The following is a 17912-nucleotide window of genomic DNA, read 5'->3' as shown; positions in this document are numbered from 1 at the left end:
AAAAAAAGACCTCTAACAAGGCCTCTCATACCTTCAAAAAAACCGCCTTTTTCTATCAAAGCGGGTGCAAATATAGAAAGCTTTTTTACGTTTGACAAAACAATCCACTCAATTTTTTTGCAATATTTTTTTTGAAGGATCGTTGATTTTTCCCACTTCTTTGCCTGTCAGATAGTTAAGAAATTTTCCTTAAGAGAAAAAATTCCAAACCAGTCCAAAACGGATCACAAAATCCCGGTAAGGGTAGTTTGGAGCGGAGTAAAAATTGTTCTCTCCAAAGCCCGAATTGAAGTGTTCAGCCTTTAAAAAGATTCGTGTTTGGCGCACCCGTGCATTGATAAAGAAATCCAGCATAGGGAAACCGCCGAGTTCTTCGCGGTTCTGGGTGTAGAGCTCCCCGAGCAGAGGATGGTAGCCGTCCATATTGTATTTGGTGAAGTACTTTAGGGTGACACCGGTTTGTAAGAACATCGCTTTGTCAAAAACCCATTTGCTGTAGTACAGCGAATTCCGGGTGACCAACTGGGGCACATTGAATACCTGATTTTCCTGCCCGACTTCCTGGTAGAGTATTCGGTTGTCCAAAGACCATCTTCTCCATTTGAGTTCATTCTGATACTCGACCTTAAAGTAATTCACGGTGCCTTCCTCCTGCTGAGGGCTGACAAAGGCATTGATATTTCCATCCACTACTTCTTGGAGGGGTATCTCAGGATCTAACTCAAAGTAGGTGTAGTTTTCTATGGTATTGAATTCCACTTTGGCCGATCCCCACTTTCCTGCATTCAAGCCGGCCTCAATGGCCCTCCTTTGTTGCTTATCAAATGCGGCACGGTTGTCCCAATTGAAATTGCTGTATTCGCTTTGGTAGAGAAGGGTATTGAAATTGGGCATGCGGGAGGTGGCTTTCAGCCGACCATACAAGGAAAGATTTTCCCCCAACTGATAACCCGCATAGAAATCGTACTGGTTGCCGGTCAATTCCGAACTCAAGGCATATTGAACATCTCCTTTTAAATGCAAGCCCCCTATTCGATTCTCGTAAAACCCACCCAGAAGGATTTCTTCACCTTCCATGGTATTCGGTATGACGGATCCATCATCCTGTATTAGGATACTTTCTAAACGGTAGTTGTAGTGGTAATGACTCAAACGACCAGATAGGGTTCCCCAGGTCGGATTCGAAAAATTAACAGAAGCTTCGTTGTAAAAACTCTGCAGTCTTGCCTTATCGTTAATAGGGGTATCAAAGGCTTCCCCAAAACTATCGGCTTGGGAATCCTGCAGAAATTGGAAAAAGCGTGTTTCGTACATCAGCCTGTGGCCCACCGACAAGAGCGTGGATCGCGTCTCCAAGGAGTCCTTTTTGGGGCGCACTATATTGTATTGATGATCGAGGAAATAGCGCCTGCCGACCACCCGACTATCGGTATTCTGATAAGTCACATCAATACGCGAGCGGTCCTGAAATTCCGGATCTCCTGATTCGAACTGGGCTGCCTGACTACTTTCTAAAATACCCCCGTTCTCCTGGTTTTCTAAGTCCTGGTAAGCGTAGTGCCCCCGTATCCAATAGCGGTTATTGGCAGTGACATAATTAAAGGTTGTTCGGAAGCGGCCCAATTCTGCCTGATCGTCCTGGTACTTGCCCACCGATCGCATTCCGGTATAGGCCAGTGAAAAGTTAAATCTACGGGAGGTATTGACTGCCAGCAAAGCATCCAAGAACTGCCCTTGTTCAAAAGTGGTTTTGAACATCAACTCCGTCAAAGGAGTTGGCACATTATAATAGTTGATACGATCAACCTCGTAATAGGCAAATTGACGCGCGGTCGCTCCCAATTGAGGATAAGGTAAATACTGCTCGAAATTGTGCGACAACCTATTGTACGCCTGACCAACGTTAGAAAAAGGCATGAGCTCAAAATGATCCCGGCGCAAGTAATTGTATTTGTAGTCCTTTTGAATGGATTGGGAAGTATCGACAAAGCTCGTATCCCGATCGATCGAAATAATCTTGTAGTCTTTAATGGTAAGAAGGGTTTTTTCGTCCTCCTTTTTTCTCGATTTATTGATTAGACTGTCTCTGGCCGCCATGACAGAGTCTCGCATCTTAATCTTCAAACTGTCTTTAGAAGGTGGGGCTGGCCGCTCTTGTGCAAGCGTCAAATGAGTACCCAGAACCAATAGTAGTAATATCTGTAAAGCGCGCATTCGATCGTATTGCAGCCAAAGGTAGTTTTTTTGACCTGAAGAAAAAGTGAAAAAATCGGGTGATGCCGTTAAGAATTTAACAATTTTCAGACCAAATATGTGTTATTCATATAACTGAAGAAACCTAATTAATCGCTATTTTGCATATCCTTTACTAAACGCTATGAAACTATGAGGAAAATTTTACTTTTTTCTACTCTTTTTCTATGCCTTCATGCGAGTGCCCAATACAATTCTTCCAGTCCTTGGATGCAGGAATTGATTGCCTCCAAACAAGGTACTAGCAAGACAGCAGAACCAACCGACCTCCGATTTTCCATCGACGAAATCACTGAAGCATTTTGGGAATACTGGAAAGACAAAGACAAAGACGCCAAAGGAAGCGGCTTCAAGCCATTCCTGCGTTGGGAAAATTACTGGAAGCATATGGCCGATGCCAATGGGATGCTTCCCACTTCAGCTGAAATCCTGGCTGCCTACAAAAGAAAGATGGACGGACGTTTCAGCAAGAACCCGACCGCCAACTGGACCGAGGTTGGGCCAAATGCTCCCGGGCAATTGGCCGGTAGTTTACCGGGTTCAGGACGAATCAACTCCTTTGCTGTGCACCCAACAGACCCAACGGTCATCTTTGCCGGTGCCCCTGCAGGAGGATTGTGGAAATCTACGGACTCCGGAACAACCTGGAACAGCTTGTTCAATGGTTTCTTGCAGATCGGAGTTTCAGGAATCGCCATTGACAACAATAACCCGGACATCATGTACATCGCCACAGGGGATGATGACGCTCGGGACTCCTTCAGTTTAGGGGTATACAAAAGTACCGATGGAGGAAACACCTGGGCCGCAACCGGCCTAAGTGCCGAAAACGACAACAGCTTTAGCCAGAGTGCAGAAATGAGTGGGGTCATCATCGATCCTTCTGATTCCAATGTCCTTTGGGGCAGTACCAATTTTGGTCTTTACAAATCAGAAGATGCGGGTGTTACCTGGGACAGAAAACTCAACGGTAACATCAAAGATTTTGAACTGCACCCGAGCAATTCTGATATCGCTTATGCGGTAACCAACAACCGTTACTTCAGAACTTCGGATGGAGAAAACTTTACCGAAATTAGTGATTTCTTACCGACCTCTTCTGGTCGTCTCATCTTAGCAGTAAGTCCTGCCAGCCCTGCAGTGGTTTATTTGCTTAGTGCAGCGACAGGAGCCAATAACTTTGAATACCAAGGCCTATTCCGTTCCAACGATACCGGTCTAACCTTTACAGAAACAGCGAATACAACCAACGTTTTGGAATCAAGCCAAGCCTGGTTTGATTTAGCATTAACGGTTAACCCAGACAATGCTAACGAAGTTTTTGTTGGGTGTTTGAATATCTGGAGAAGTCAAAATGGTGGTGGATCCTTTACGCGCTTGAATCGCTGGTTTGTTAATGATGCGGCTTACACACACGCCGACATCCACACCCTGGCTTATTTTGGAGACCGCCTATACGCCGGTACAGATGGTGGACTATTTAGTTCTGATGACGACGGAAACACCTTTACCGACCGAACAGGAGATATGGGAATTTCGCAATTTTACCGCATGTCGATCGGAAAGAACCTCGCGAGTAAGATCGCCGTTGGATCTCAGGACAATGCCGGTTTTGTATACAACAATGGAAGCTGGAGTGGCTATACGGGAGGAGATGGCATGGACTACGAAGTATCCCCTTCCAATCCGGATCTGATTTACGGGTTTGTGCAGTTCGGTAGCCCGCTCTTCATCACAACTAACTCGGGACAGTCCGTAACGACTGTGGACTCCCCAGATAATGGAAATATCACCGGGAACTGGATTACGCCTTTAGCGGTTTCCACCACCGGAGAAGTCTACGCGGGTTACGATGCCCTGTACCGTCTTAATGGAAGTTCTTGGGAAAAGATCTCCTCTAACCTGAGTTCTACTGAACCCAATCTATCGGATATAGAGGTGAGCACTACGGATCCCAATGTGATTTATGTGGCTCGCAATGACCTCATGTACCGTTCAACCAATGGCGGGGTTAGCTTTGTTTTTATTGATCGTTTTGACGCCGAAATCTCGGATATGGCGATTCACTCAACAGACCCGAACACAGTCTACGTAACAACATCGCGTCGAGTAGGGACTTCGGATAGTGGACAACCCAACGACATTGGAGTCCTTAAAGTAACGATTGGCTCTTCCGTTGACGTGGAAGACCTCACACGCAATTTATCGATCGACCAAGGAATCTTCTCGATTGTTCACCAAGGAAAGCACTCGGACAATCCTATATTTGTCGGCACCAGTCTTGGGGTTTTCCGTTTGGACGACACCCTCACAGAGTGGGAAGATTACTTTACTAACCTACCGAGTGTTGCAGTTAGTGACTTGGACATCAGTTTAGAAAAAGACAATGAAGTACTCGTTGCTTCTACTTACGGTAGAGGCGTTTGGCAAACTCCTATTCCTGTCCAAATCCAACAAGACGATATCGCTATTGTCTCCCTAACTCCCGATACAAACTTTTTAGACTGTGCGGAGATTATGCCAACGGTGACTGTCCAGAATAATGGACTGAACGATATCACACAAATTGATTTCACCTACAGCGTGAATGGAGGAAGTGATCAGAACTTCCAGTTCAATGGGACAATCAACCCTGATGGTATCGAAACCATTCAATTGCCAAGCTTAGGCCAGCTTGATTTTGGTCAAACCAGCTTGAATATTGGAGTGAGTATTGCCGGCGAAACCCAGCTAGACGACAATAACGCTAGTGTAACCTTTAACAGAAACCAGTTCGCCAACGGCGATCAGCTCTTTGATTTTGAAGCAGGCAACCCGACTTTATTGGCCTTCAATGAAACTGGAGGAACCCCGGTCTGGGAACAGGGTGCCCCAACAGGAACCATCCTCGGCGCAGCTGCCTCGGGAACTCAGGTTTGGGGAACCAACCTGGAAGGCAACTATCCGGATGCCACCAAATCCTTCTTGGTCAGTGGATGTTATGAATTGGCGAACATTGTCGCTCCTGTATTGAAATTCAATATGGCCTATGATTTAGAGCAGGATTTTGACGTGGTTTATGTGGAGTACTCCACCGATGAAGGAGCCAACTGGAGCCTTCTGGGCACCACAAATAGCCAACCAAACTGGTATGTATCTGACCGCACCTTTGCCAGCTCTGGCGGCACCGATTGTCAGAACTGTCCTGGAGGTCAATGGACCGGTACGGACGGAACCATCCGTGAGTATGCCTATGACTTTGTAGCCAATGCCAATGCTGGCGAAACAGATCTAACCGGAGAAGCCAAAGTGGTTTTCCGTATCGTATTCCACTCTGACCCTCTCGAAAATAATGAAGGAGCCATTATTGATGACTTGGTTGTGACTGGTTTCCAAGATGACGAAGACGACGATAACGACGGCGTTTTGGACGTTGATGATAACTGTCCTGTGACGGCGAATGCCGACCAAGCCGATAACGATGGTGACGGAATTGGTGATGTCTGTGACGACGACGATGACAACGATGGTATTCTGGATGTGGATGACAACTGTCCTTTGATTGCCAATGCGGGTCAAGAAGATTTTGACGGTGATGGAATTGGCAATGTCTGTGATTCGGATATCGATGGAGATGGTGTTCCAAACAGCAATGATCTTTGCGATAACACTCCTGCCAATGCTGTTGTAGACGTTGATGGATGTGCTGTTTTCAGCTTGCCTTCTGACAACTTTACTTTGAATACTGTTGGGGAGTCTTGTATTGGTTCAGACAATGGGCAGATCAACCTCACTGCTGCTCAATCGAATCCTTACACAGCAACCCTTTCCAGCGGAGGAACGATGATTTCTATGCAAACCTTTACCGATCAAGTGAGTTTTGACAATTTAGAAGCAGGTGCCTATAGTATATGTATAACGGTTGATGGACAAGCTGACTTTGAGCAGTGCTTCGATGTTACTTTGACTCAGCCTCTACCTTTAGGTGTTGCATCCAAAGTAGACAACCTGGATGCTAAACTGACCCTAGAACTGAGCGGAGCAGAGGTTTACTATATCGAGGTGAACGATGCCTTATACCAAACTTCCGATTCGACTTTTGAATTGGATCTGAAAGAACCAGTAAGTACGTTGAAAGTTCGTACGAACAAGGCCTGTCAAGGAACCTTTGAGCAGAAGATTGTTTTGGAAAATCAATTACTGATCTTCCCGAATCCACTAGATACCGAAATCCTGAATGTATTCCTGGGTACAGGAAACAAAGGAGGTAAAATCCAGATCAACATCTTCAACTCCGTAGGTCAGCAAGTACTCAGCCGTGAGTACACCAATCAAGGCAACAGCCTGGAAATGAATCTTAGTGCCTACCCTTCAGGATTGTACTTCCTTAACATCAGCGGAGTAGGTCAATTACAAACCTTTAAATTAATCAAGCGATGAGAAAGTTTTCATCTAGACTTCTATACTTGAGCCTTTTTACTGTTGTCCTTTGGAGCTGTGGCGGTTCCGGCGGAGGAAATAACGGCGGAGGTGGAACTGACGATGACGGAATGGGTAATATACCTGATCCTGGAGCGGCCACTCTTGTGTTTCCTGAAAACAATTCAGAATGTACGGAAGGCACCATCATTGACGAAGACCGAAGCACCATTACCTTTCAATGGAATGATGCTCAAAATACAGACAGCTATGCCATTACGGTGACCAATTTGGATACCGGGATCAGCTTCACGACTTTTTCGGATATTTCACAGGCCGATATTACAGTAGACAGAGGAACGCCCTACTCGTGGAGAGTACTTTCTCGTGCCATGGGCACCAATGCTACTGCTGAAAGCACAACCTTCCAATTTTTCAATGAAGGCCCTGGCATCAGCAACTACGCTCCCTTTCCCGCAACAGTGATTAGCCCCGCTCGAGGGGCCAATCTAAGTGGCACGGAAGTTGATCTTGAATGGTCTGGAAGCGATGTTGATGGTGATATTGTGGACTACGAGGTGTTTATGGACACCAACGCCGACCCCACTGGGAATTCCCTTGGGGTGACGGCTGAGACTACTTTATCCAACGTTTCCGTGAATAGCGGAACTACCTATTATTGGATGGTGCGTACTAGAGATAGTGCGGGTAACACTTCCAATTCGGAGGTCTTCCAATTCAGAATTTTATAATCACTTAATACCCAAAAAACAAAGGCAAAATGAAAAAAAGAAATGTAATGAGTTTGGCAGCGCTGTTTCTCGGTACCACCATGGTTTGCGCACAGCAATTTTATCAAGTGCCAACTGATTATGTAAGATCGCAGATATTTTCTGTGAGCGATTTAACAGGAGGCGGCTCTTACCAAGGATCTCCTTATTTAGAGGATGAGTTCTCTTATGGACGTATTCTGGTAGAAGGAAAGGATCTTCCAGGACTGCTTCGGTACAATGCTTACTACGATATTTTTGAAGTACAGGTAGGCCCAGCGCAAATCAATCAAATCGAGAAAACCGATGATCTAGCGATCACCATTGGCCCTAAAATCTACCGTGTAGTTACTACGCCAGAAGACGGAAAGATCCATGCTCAGGTGATCATTCGTGCGAAGAAAGAGGGTGATTACGCTGTCTGGAAAGTATCTCGTGCCAGCTTCACCGAAGCTCGGGCTGCAACTTCCAGTTATGATAAGGCAAAACCTGCTCGTTTTAGCGTAGACAGTCAGTACTACATGCAAAAAGGAGATGGCATTTTACAAGCCTTTAAGATGAAGAAGAAGTCGGTTATGGAGCTACTCGGGAATGACAAAGACCTTAGTGCTTTTATAAAGAGCAACAAAATCAAATTCAAAGGAGAAGAAGACCTAAGAAAAGTCTTTGACTTTATGAATATGAGATAAGAGCATTCTGTGCCACAACATAAAAACCCTTCTCTTGCAGAAGGGTTTTTTATGGGGTATAGCCAACGAATCATCATTTAGCCAATAGGTCATTCGGTTTGCAACAGATGATGCATAAGGACCCTTCGAACCTGTAGCACTTGTCTGCAACTATAGTAAACCGGCACGCCCATCCATCCTCCCTCAATACTTGCAAAAAGTCTCCTTCCTATCAAGGCCTACTGCGTCCTGCCAAAAGCGCTTACTCCTCTAATTAGAAAAGCGCTTATTGCTGGTATCGTCAACCTCTGACACCATAAAATCTACCCAAGAGTTAGCTATTCAGGCTTTGCGAATTCAACTCCCTCTCGCTCTATGCCAATAAAAAAGGGCCAGCTCAATGAGCTGGCCCTTTTAAAGACATTATTCAGAAATCTTATACTCGAGTCAAACGAATTTGAACTTGAACAGGACCTCCACAGCCTCCGCCTCCATCAACATCATCAGTGAAGTTGATAAAGAACTCAGAGTCGTCGTTTGAGTCGTAAGTAGCATTGGTAGCACCAGGGCCAACAACAATACTACCACCACAACCAACACCGGTGTTCACTGAACCAGGCACAACAACTTCACCACAAATCAAGCTAAAGTTCCACACGTAAGGACCGAATCCTCCGAAAGCAGCATACAAACCTGAAGTAAACTGACGGTCAGCAACCGTAGCCCCTTCTGTGATCGTTACATTACCTGCAATAAAAGTTTCAACTCCAAAGATACCAGTAGTAACAGTACTCAACTCGTAAGTTCCCAAGAAGTTGCTTCCATCACCGAATGGGCAGAAACGGAAGAAATTTACGCGGTGAGACAAGGTAGCTGTAGCTCCTGGATCCAACTCAGCTCCATCAACACTTTCTAGGTTGATGATCGCATTTGTTTGACCTGTTTCAGGAATGTTATTAAAGTTACCTGTTACACGGATACGACCTACGAACTCTCCAGCAGGAATTACCAAAGAAGCAGGATCAATAGTATACTCAGAAGGATCAGCTGTAGATGCAGGATCGATACTGATCGTGATGTTACGATCAACGTCAGAAACTGTTGGTACACCTACCACTACTTCCGTGAAAGAGTTCCCAGAATCATCTACAGGAAACGTCTGTACTGGTCTGTTGAAAGCTGCGATAGCAACTCCATTGTTAATATCATAGATAGGACCTTCAGTACGCTCACATGAAGACAGCACCACAGTCAAACCTATAAGAAAGAAAAATATTTTTTTCATGATTTTGTCTGTATTTAATTTATGAACCGTAACCAGGGTTCTGAACCATGTTACTGTTAGCATTCAACTCAGCCAAAGGAATTGGTAGGTTGAAACGGAAATCGTCTGGAGGCAATGTACACTGACCTGTTGGGCAGTCAATTGCGGCTCTAGAGATACCGATATTCAATACGTCACGCAAACGACGAATATCCAAATAGCGGTGTCCTTCGAAGGCCAACTCTACTCTTCTCTCAGCCAAAATCGTGGTCAAGGCATCGTTTACATTTGCAAAGCTTTCAAGAGCACTGGTGAATCCGTCGAAAAGACGAGCATCACGCAACTCCTTCAAGGTATCAGCAGCACCAGGAAGATCTCCTGTACGTGCTTGCGCTTCTGCTTTGATCAAGTACATCTCAGACACACGGAACATTTTGTGGTCGTTGATGAACGCAGGTCCAAGGTACTTACCTACCAAGTGAGAGTTGTTGTCTGGATCTGAAGCAGCAGCCCAGAAGTTAACTCCAAAACGAACGTCGATAGCCGCGTTGGCCAACAGTACATCGTACAAGCTGTTAGACATTTCAAGAAATGGATTTCCACTTCCTGTAAATACCCAGATACCACCGATAGGAGCATCACCAGCAACACGACGAGCCTTGAAGATAACCTCAGTGTTATCTGCATCACCGTACATGGCTTGGTATTGAGCCGTGTTAGCCAAAGGATACGTATCGATCAAATCCTGAGCGAAACCTTCAGCAGCTGCGAAATCCTCTAGGTAAAGGGCCATACGAGCGCGGATAGCCGTTAACATATCTGGGTTAACCAGTTCGTTGTTGTTCGATCCTAGCAAGCTTTCAGCCTGAGCCAAATCGGCGTTGATACCAGCGACTACTTCAGAAACAGTATTTCTAGGCAGCTCCTCGATAGTTACGATAAAGTCAACATAAGGAACAGCCAAAGAACTACCATCGGTGTAGTCAGTAGCAAACCACTTCAACAAGTTAAAGTGAGCGAAAGCACGCAAACCATACAACTGTCCAAGGATGTTGTCGTAAGCAGCCTGATCAGCAGCGTCTACCTCAATACGAGAAGCTCCATCCAAAGTACGGTTAACCGCATTGATAACAAAGTAGTTACCAGTCCAGTGGCTTGTTGCCTCACCACTCTGAGAGTTCAAGTTGAAGTTGTAGAAGTTGAATCGTTGCCCACCGTTGTCAGCACCAATTTTCACTTCATCAGTAATGATATCAAAAACAATATCATCGGATTGATCAACACCAGTATAAGCCGCATTCAAACCTTGTTGAAGGTCATTTACGGACAGAAAAGTGTTATTGTCTCCAAGAGAACCAATCGGATCGATCTCCAATTGTTCTTCACAGGATGCTACCAAAAAGAGCAGCCCGATTAAAAAACCTGATTTAACTAAAAATCTTTTCATTTCAATTTTTATTATAAAGTTATGTCTACACCAAGAGTTAGGATACGTGGTGTTGGGAAGTTAAAGAAGTCTTGAACTCGCAGAGCATCAGCTTCAGGGTCGAATCCTCTCCAAGCACTCCAAGTAATCAAGTTCTCACCCTGTAGATAAACTCTTGCACGCTTGATTGGAAGTTTTTCCAATACGTCTGGCTGCAAGCTATAAGCCAAAGTAATGTTTCTCAAACGTAGGTAAGAAGCATTCTCTAGGTAACGGTCAGTCAACAAGTTTCTAGTACTACCAGCAGCAAGTCCAGGAACGTCAGTTACTTGACCTGGAGTAGTCCAGATGTTGTTCATTGTAGTAGACATGTTAGCCAATCCAATCAAAGATGGGTCTTCTGCTACACCAAAGGCGTTGTTGTAACGGAATACGTCTCCAACAAAAGAGAAGAATGCATCCAAAGAAAGACCTTTGTAGTTGATGTAAGTACCGAAACCACCAGTCAATTCTGGAATAGTAGACTTGTCAACGAATACACGGTCATCTGGGTTGTACTCCGATGTTGGGTTTCCGTCAGCGTCCAAGTAGATTGGCAATCCGTTTGCAGGATTCACACCAGCCCAACGTACAGCGTAGAAGCTGTTGAATGGACGTCCTTCTTCAAGAGCGATACGACCTTGCTCGATACGCTCACCTTCCAATAGGTCAGTGATCTCGTTCTTGTTGATCGCCGCGTTACCACGAAGTTCAATCTGAAGGTTTTCGTTGTTAACCACTTTGTAGTTCAAAGCCAATTCAACCCCTTCGTTTCTCAGCGATCCAATGTTCTTGCTCAAGCTACCGAAAGTAGAGATCAAGGTGTTAGGAGTTGCGAAGAAAAGGTCATCCGTGTTTTTACGGTACACATCGATAGATCCGCTTAGTCTCTGGAAGAATCCAAAGTCAAGTCCCACGTTGTACTGCTCAGTAGTTTCCCACTTCAAGTCTGGGTTAGCAAGACCTGTAGCGAAGATACCCTGAGAAGCGTTGTATCCACCGCCGACACCATAAAGGTTAAAGGTCAAGTTAGTACCTCCAAAACGACCACCAGTGATTCGGTCGTTACCAGCAGTACCGTAACTAGCACGTAGCTTTAAGTTGTCAACAACAGTAGAGTTTGCTAAGAAGTCTTCGTTACTGATGTTCCAACGAGCAGCAGCAGACCAGAAGGTACCCCACTTGTTCGAACGGTTGAAACGAGAAGAAGCGTCACGACGGATAGACAAGTCTAGTCCGTATTTGTTATCGTAATCGTACTTGGCCAATCCAAAGTAAGAGAACAAGGTTACCTCAGTTCTTGAAGATCCAACCGTTGGAGCATAGTACAACTGAAGGTTAGTCAAGCTCTCGTCTCCAGGATCAACATCTGGGAATTCTCTCAAATCACCGGGAGCGAAGTTGTATCCTTCAAGTCTTGGATCGATACCGAAACCTGTAAAGCTGAAGGCGTCAAAGATGTTTTGGTTGAATTCAACAAATCCAGAAACTTCAACAGAGTGCTTGTCATTAAATACGTTTTCGTAAGTAACAGAGGCGTTAGAAGTAAACTGGAAATCTCTACGCTGCTGCTCGAACTGAGAACCTTTCAATTCTGAATCCGGGCTAGGAGCATTCTGACCGTAGATACTCAAAGGACTTGTAATGTTCAAGTCGTTGATCTGCGTATAATCCATACCGATAAGACCACCGATAGTAACATTAGGAAGAATCTCGTAGTTCGCAGAAGCGGAACCGATCAACTTCAATTCCTCATCGGTAGAGGTGTTCAAGAAAGTGTTGTTCAAAGAAACGTAAGGAGTTACGTCGAATCCATCACGGTTAAGACCTACGATGTCCAACTCACCTTGCTCGTTTCTAGAGCGTAAGTAAGGCTTCGCCAAGTAAGCAACCAAGAACGGGTTAGCCAAGAATCCTTGACCTTCGTTCTGGATGAAGTTACTCTTAGAGAAGTTAGCTGTCAAGTTCGTTACGTAGTTGAACTTTCCATTCTCAGACTTTCCGTTGAAGTTCGTTCTGAACGTAAAACGCTGAAGGTTTGAACGACGAGTAATACCTTCTTGCTCGAAATAAGAAAGAGAGGTAAAGTTCGAAGCGTTCGCACTACCAGAAGTCAAAGACAATTCGTGCAACTGAGTACTACCAGTTCTGGTAATAATGTCAGCCCAGTTTGTATTTGTGTTTTCGCTTACCAAGAAAGAACGCGCTGGATCAGCAGCCATGGTGTCGAAGTTTGTGCTTCCACTCAAACGCTCAAGAGCGATGATCTCTGAAGTCGACATGATGTCGAAGTTAGGATCCTGAGGAGAAGTAAAACCAGACTGACCACGGTAAGTGATCTCCAGGTTAGAGTTGAAGCGACCTTTTTTAGTGGTAATAACAATTACCCCAGCAGCACCACGGTTACCGTACAGTGCAGAAGCAGATCCATCCTTCAATACATCGATCTGTGCGATGTCGTTCGGGTTGATACTTCTAAAGTTGTCTTCATCGACAGGAACACCGTCCAAGATGAAAAGCGGCTCAATATTACCACTTAAAGAAGTTACACCACGAAGAAGGATTGTACTGTTCGCACCAGGTTGTCCAGAACCAGTCGAAATGTTCAGACCAGGAGCTTGAGACTGCAGGGTCTGTACGAAACTCGCGTTAGGACGAGCTTCGATGGTCTCAGACGTCACGGTAGTAACAGCGGATGCGACCTTTGTCTTGTCCTGTCCGACACCATAACCCACTACAACAACTTCAGAAAGCCGAGTAGCGTCATCTTCCATTGTTACATTAATTACAGTAGCAGAACCTACGGAACGAGTAACTGTTTTTTGACCCACATAAGTAAATCGCAGTTGACTTCCGTCTGCAACTCTGATGGAGTAGTTCCCATCAAAGTCAGTTTGAGTTCCGTTCGAAGTTCCGACTTCTACTACGGAAACTCCAGGCAGAGGAAGGCCATCCTGACCCTTCACATTACCTGTGATCGTCTTTTGCCCAAAGGCAAAGGAGACACATAACACCAATAACGGTGTAAGTATCCTCGTAAGCTTTGATTTCATTTAATAAAATTTTTGAATTAGTCAACTGCTAAAATCCTAATTAATGCTTAAAAAACCAAAAAATACTTTGGCTGTAACCGTTGTAATGTTAAAAATCTCCGATGAATTAAATATTTATTAACGATTAATTTTCAATATTGCCAACAACTCATTTATTTAACATATTTCTTTGGTCTTATACTGGCGGAAAGCCCCTACATTCTTGATACCTTTAATCTTGTGCTAAAACGCTACAACTTCCCCAATTTGGTTGCCGGCATCGATGAAGCTGGGCGAGGATGCCTTGCCGGGCCGGTGACCGCTGCTGCGGTCATCTTGCCACCAGACTTTGAACTGGAAGGACTGAACGACTCCAAGCAACTCAGCGAGGAACAAAAGACCCGATTTAGGGCTTATATCGAGGAACATGCCTTAGCCTGGTCCGTCCAACACATCCCTGAAGAGCGTATTGATGAGATCAATATTCTGCAAGCCACTTTTGAAGGAATGCATCGTTGTGTGGATGCCCTGAAGCACAAACCAGAAATCCTTCTCATCGATGGAAATCGATTTAAGCCTTATCCTTTTCTGGTTCACGAATGTGTAATAAAAGGAGACCAAAAGTACCTCAGTATAGCGGCCGCTTCGGTTCTGGCCAAGACACATCGGGACGAATACATGCAAAAAATTCACGCGGAATTCCCTCAATACAATTGGGCCAAAAACAAAGGCTACCCAACACAAGAGCACCGAAAGGCTATTGCCTTGCACGACAAGAGCCCTCATCATCGAAAGTCCTTCAAACTCTTGACTTCCCTCTCCACATAAAACTTCAGAAGGAAGACCGGTTTTAAGTGAATCTGTCTACATTTGTCTAAACTCCCGGAATGAGAAGAATCTTTTGGGGCGTTCTTGCCTGCCTTACTCTACTTTTAGGATCCTGCAAAAAGGACCTGACCGACAGCACCTCCCAACTCAGTAAATTTCCGCAAAACCCTGCGGTCATACTGAAGATCAATCACTTGGAACGTTTTCGCGAAGCACTGGAAGACAACTCCGTGCTCCAAAAGTCCGAAAGCCTTAACCTCTACGACAAGGTCGAAGACAAATTGGGCGGACTCAACTATCTCAAACCCGACGCTGGGGCTTTACTCGCCTTCTATGAATTGGGCCGCAATGACTTTGACTTTCTTCTGCTTACTCCCTATCGCCCTGACATCTTTGACACCAACAAAATCAATGAAACAACGGTAGAGACCCTGACCTACGAACAAACGGTCATCAAAAAATACCAATTCGACGACCACATCCTTTTTAGCCTCTTAAAAGAAAATGAGATTCTGATCAGCTCATCTCAGGTGCTTTTAGAGAATGCTATCTTGGAATCTCAGCCCAGCATAGTTGAGCCAGAGCTCGCCAAGCTTTACAATGTGGCTGACACCAAAAAATCAGGCACACTCTTCATCCACCTAAAAAGAAGCGCTGGCATGCTCAAGGAGCAGGTTGATGCTGCACGTATTCCCGAGGTCAGAAAGTTCGCCGAGTGGATTTCTTTGGATGTAGACCTTAATAATAGCGGGATAGAATTCAATGGTGTTACTATGGTCAATGACTCCACCCTGCAGTTCATGAGCCTCTTTCTGAACACGCCTCCGCTGACGGATCGCCTGAGCGCTTGGCACCGACAACCACCCAAAGCCTATTGAACTTCGGATTCAACGACTACCAGCTTTTTGCTCAAAACCAAAAACGCTACCTCGATCTGCAAGAGATCAACCAAGACACCTTGTTGAACACTATTGAAGAAGTAGGCTTTTTAAATTTAAATGAAGGAGAAGCTATGGTGTTGCATTCTCTGTCACCAAACGACATCATGACCTACTTCCAGATCAACAGCAAAGGAAGTACCCGCTACCAAAACCTTGATATTTTAGAAATCACAGAAACAGAGTTCCTGACCAAAGGGCTTGCACCACTTCTCGACCGTTTTGAACCCAAGTATTGCGCTCAATTGGACAACAGCATCGTCTTTGGAAACAGCATCAAACCCGTACAAGCCGTTATTCGCTCTTGGAAGGAAGACGATCATTTCCAGCAAACGGCACTTTACCAAAGCGTCATGCAAAACATGGCAGAAGAATCCAGTATTCTCTATATCGCGAATTCACGGGGAATTGAATCGGCCCTGTCCGATCATTTTGCTCCTGAACTTTTCCGAGAAGTCAAGAAGGCAAATTACCAGGACTACGGTTTTGCTTTCCAATTGATCGCAGAGGATGACTTTTTCCATACCACGGCCCGTGTGGTGCGCAAGGGAGAAGTGCGATCCAATGCAGAAGTCAATCCAATTTTTAGTGTTCTGCTAGATGACGACGTAGCCACCCAGCCCCAATACGTCAGGAATCACTACACCCAACAATGGGAAATTATTGTTCAGGACAAGCGCAACAACTTGTATTTGATATCGACCGACGGAAAGGTCTTGTGGAAACGCAAACTCAAAAGTCAAATCCAAGGAAAGATCAGCCAAGTCGACCTGTTTAAAAACGGAAAACTGCAATTGGCTTTCTGCACAGAAGATCAATTCCTGGTCTATGATCGCAACGGACGCCCGGTGAGCAGTTTCGAAAAATCCTATTCTGGTGGCAACCTCAATGGTCTGGCCGTGTTTGACTACGATCAGTCCAGAGACTACCGCTTTGTAGTAACACAAGGTAAAAAGGCATTTATGTATAACCGCAAAGGGCAGGTGGTCAATGGATTTAAGTACACCGAGACGCAAGCGGATGTTTTATTCCCGCCTCAGCATTTCAGAATAGCGAAAAAGGACTTCCTGGTCTTCCAATTGGCTGATGGCAGCTTAAAAATTCAACACCGTGACGGTAGAGACCGTCTTCCACTTTCTGGTAAAATAGATTTTTCGAATAACCCCGCTTTCTTATACAAGGACAAAATCTCGGTGACCGATAAAAAAGGGGTACTCCATCAGGTGGATGCCAATGGTCGGGTGACAACGACGAGTTTTCAGCAAGGCCCTGACCACGGGTTCTACACCACGAGCAAGACCCTCGCACTTTTGGATCAGAACACCCTGAATATAAAGGGCAAGAAAGTACGTTTGAATAACGGCGTGTATACCTCACCGACCATTTTCTACCTTGGAGATGTCTTGTATATCTCGGTGACCGATATCCAAAACAGCAAGGTCTTTCTTTTTGACAGCAATGCTGAACTCTTTGGAGGCTTCCCGGTGACAGGGAATTCTGCGGTGGACTTACTCGATATGAACGGAGACCGGAAACTAGAAATGGTTACTCGGGATGCAGCCAATGCCCTAACCGTTTACCAACTCAATTAGGAGGTTTGAAGCTCAGCTTCAAAGAGTAGTTCGAAGTGCTTTTGGATTTTTATTTTCACCTCTTCGAGTGGGATTTCTCTACCCAACTCTTTGGCGATGGAGGTGACCCCCTTGTCTTGGATTCCACAGGGAATCATCAAATCAAAATAAGAGAGATCCGCATTGACATTGAGGGCGAAACCATGCATGGTCACCCAGCGACTGGCGCGGATTCCCATAGCGCAAATTTTACGGGCTTGGGAGGTCCCAACATCCAACCACACCCCGGTTTCTCCAGGAGAGCGATCCCCTTCAATACCATATTCGGCTAAAGTCAGTATAATGACTTCCTCCAGAAAACGCAGGTATTTATGGATATCCGTAAAGAAGTTGTCTAAATCCAGAATAGGATAACCCACCAACTGACCAGGACCGTGGTAAGTGATATCACCTCCCCGATTGATCTTGTAGAATTGAGCACCTCTTTGCGCCAACAACTCCTCCGAAACCAAAAGATTTTCCGGATTGCCATTGCGGCCCAAAGTATACACATGGGGGTGTTCTACCCAAAGAAAGTGGTTAGGCGTTGATTCAGGGACTTCCCGGTCGCGATTAGCAGACTTTACCTTCAAGGTTTCTGCCAACAACTGCTCCTGTAAATCCCAGGTTGTTTTAAAATCCTGGAATCCCAGATCGCGTAAAAGCACTTGCCTGTTTTTCATCAG

Annotated in this window: 11 protein-coding genes; 6 read left to right on the top strand and 5 right to left on the bottom strand. The window is 45.2% G+C overall.

Annotation, left to right across the window (positions count from 1 at the left end; translation table 11 throughout):
• Positions 1–189: 189 nt before the first annotated feature.
• The gene (locus BST99_RS14150; RefSeq protein WP_105002375.1) at positions 190–2214 is read right to left on the bottom strand and encodes a putative porin; all 2025 of its coding nucleotides are present in this window, start codon (positions 2212–2214) and stop codon (positions 190–192) included.
• A gap of 171 nt (positions 2215–2385) precedes the next feature.
• Between BST99_RS14150 and BST99_RS14145 the strand changes: the two genes are divergently transcribed.
• From BST99_RS14145 to BST99_RS14135, 3 genes are read left to right on the top strand one after another with little or no spacing between them, the layout of a single operon-like run.
• Entirely contained in the window at positions 2386–6672 is a 4287-nt protein-coding gene (locus BST99_RS14145) for a thrombospondin type 3 repeat-containing protein (RefSeq protein WP_105002374.1), read from the top strand.
• The gene (locus tag BST99_RS14140; protein ID WP_245916284.1) at positions 6669–7403 is read left to right on the top strand and encodes a fibronectin type III domain-containing protein; all 735 of its coding nucleotides are present in this window, start codon (positions 6669–6671) and stop codon (positions 7401–7403) included. The genes BST99_RS14145 and BST99_RS14140 overlap by 4 nt, the downstream gene beginning before the upstream one ends.
• 29 nt (positions 7404–7432) lie before the next feature.
• Positions 7433–8110: a hypothetical protein gene (locus BST99_RS14135; RefSeq protein WP_105002373.1), complete on the top strand. Its 678-nt coding sequence runs from the start codon at positions 7433–7435 to the stop codon at positions 8108–8110.
• A gap of 415 nt (positions 8111–8525) precedes the next feature.
• On the opposite strand, the gene BST99_RS14130 is transcribed toward BST99_RS14135, so the two are convergent.
• The 3 genes from BST99_RS14130 to BST99_RS14120 are packed head-to-tail and all read right to left on the bottom strand — an operon-like array spanning position 8526 to position 13871.
• Positions 8526–9374, bottom strand: a complete 849-nt coding sequence (locus tag BST99_RS14130; RefSeq protein WP_146106317.1) for a hypothetical protein — start codon at positions 9372–9374, stop codon at positions 8526–8528.
• 19 nt (positions 9375–9393) lie between these two features.
• Positions 9394–10800: a RagB/SusD family nutrient uptake outer membrane protein gene (locus tag BST99_RS14125; protein WP_105002371.1), complete on the bottom strand. Its 1407-nt coding sequence runs from the start codon at positions 10798–10800 to the stop codon at positions 9394–9396.
• 11 nt (positions 10801–10811) lie between these two features.
• On the bottom strand, positions 10812–13871 hold the full coding sequence (locus tag BST99_RS14120; RefSeq protein WP_105002370.1) for a SusC/RagA family TonB-linked outer membrane protein: 3060 nt from the start codon (positions 13869–13871) through the stop codon (positions 10812–10814).
• A gap of 219 nt (positions 13872–14090) precedes the next feature.
• On the opposite strand from BST99_RS14120, the gene BST99_RS14115 reads away from it, so the two are divergent.
• The 3 genes from BST99_RS14115 to BST99_RS14105 are packed head-to-tail and all read left to right on the top strand — an operon-like array spanning position 14091 to position 17208.
• On the top strand, positions 14091–14678 hold the full coding sequence (locus BST99_RS14115; protein ID WP_105002369.1) for a ribonuclease HII: 588 nt from the start codon (positions 14091–14093) through the stop codon (positions 14676–14678).
• Positions 14679–14737: 59 nt separating this feature from the next.
• Positions 14738–15556 carry a hypothetical protein gene (locus BST99_RS14110; RefSeq protein ID WP_105002368.1) on the top strand — a complete coding sequence of 273 codons (819 nt, stop codon included), beginning with the start codon at positions 14738–14740 and terminating at the stop codon, positions 15554–15556.
• On the top strand, positions 15526–17208 hold the full coding sequence (locus BST99_RS14105; protein WP_105002367.1) for a hypothetical protein: 1683 nt from the start codon (positions 15526–15528) through the stop codon (positions 17206–17208). Before BST99_RS14110 ends, BST99_RS14105 begins: the two co-directional genes overlap by 31 nt.
• Here the strand turns inward: BST99_RS14105 and lipB are convergent.
• Positions 17205–17909: a lipoyl(octanoyl) transferase LipB gene (gene lipB / locus BST99_RS14100; RefSeq protein WP_105002366.1), complete on the bottom strand. Its 705-nt coding sequence runs from the start codon at positions 17907–17909 to the stop codon at positions 17205–17207. The genes BST99_RS14105 and lipB overlap by 4 nt on opposite strands.
• Positions 17910–17912: the final 3 nt, after the last annotated feature.

The organism is Aureicoccus marinus, from assembly GCF_002954325.1.
Taxonomy (GTDB): Bacteria; Bacteroidota; Bacteroidia; order Flavobacteriales; family Flavobacteriaceae; genus Aureicoccus; species Aureicoccus marinus.
The sequence above is the reverse complement of the archived record's forward strand: the minus strand, read 5'-3'. Positions and strand labels throughout refer to the sequence as shown.

What these genes read in the sequence shown, in the direction of transcription:
- BST99_RS14150 (WP_105002375.1), bottom strand. Translation starts at nt 2,214, where the DNA reads ATGCGCGCTTTACAGATATTACTACTATTGGTTCTGGGTACTCATTTG.
- BST99_RS14145 (WP_105002374.1), top strand. Translation starts at nt 2,386, where the DNA reads ATGAGGAAAATTTTACTTTTTTCTACTCTTTTTCTATGCCTTCATGCG.
- BST99_RS14140 (WP_245916284.1), top strand. Translation starts at nt 6,669, where the DNA reads ATGAGAAAGTTTTCATCTAGACTTCTATACTTGAGCCTTTTTACTGTT.
- BST99_RS14135 (WP_105002373.1), top strand. Translation starts at nt 7,433, where the DNA reads ATGAAAAAAAGAAATGTAATGAGTTTGGCAGCGCTGTTTCTCGGTACC.
- BST99_RS14130 (WP_146106317.1), bottom strand. Translation starts at nt 9,374, where the DNA reads ATGAAAAAAATATTTTTCTTTCTTATAGGTTTGACTGTGGTGCTGTCT.
- BST99_RS14125 (WP_105002371.1), bottom strand. Translation starts at nt 10,800, where the DNA reads ATGAAAAGATTTTTAGTTAAATCAGGTTTTTTAATCGGGCTGCTCTTT.
- BST99_RS14120 (WP_105002370.1), bottom strand. Translation starts at nt 13,871, where the DNA reads ATGAAATCAAAGCTTACGAGGATACTTACACCGTTATTGGTGTTATGT.
- BST99_RS14110 (WP_105002368.1), top strand. Translation starts at nt 14,738, where the DNA reads ATGAGAAGAATCTTTTGGGGCGTTCTTGCCTGCCTTACTCTACTTTTA.
- lipB (WP_105002366.1), bottom strand. Translation starts at nt 17,909, where the DNA reads ATGAAAAACAGGCAAGTGCTTTTACGCGATCTGGGATTCCAGGATTTT.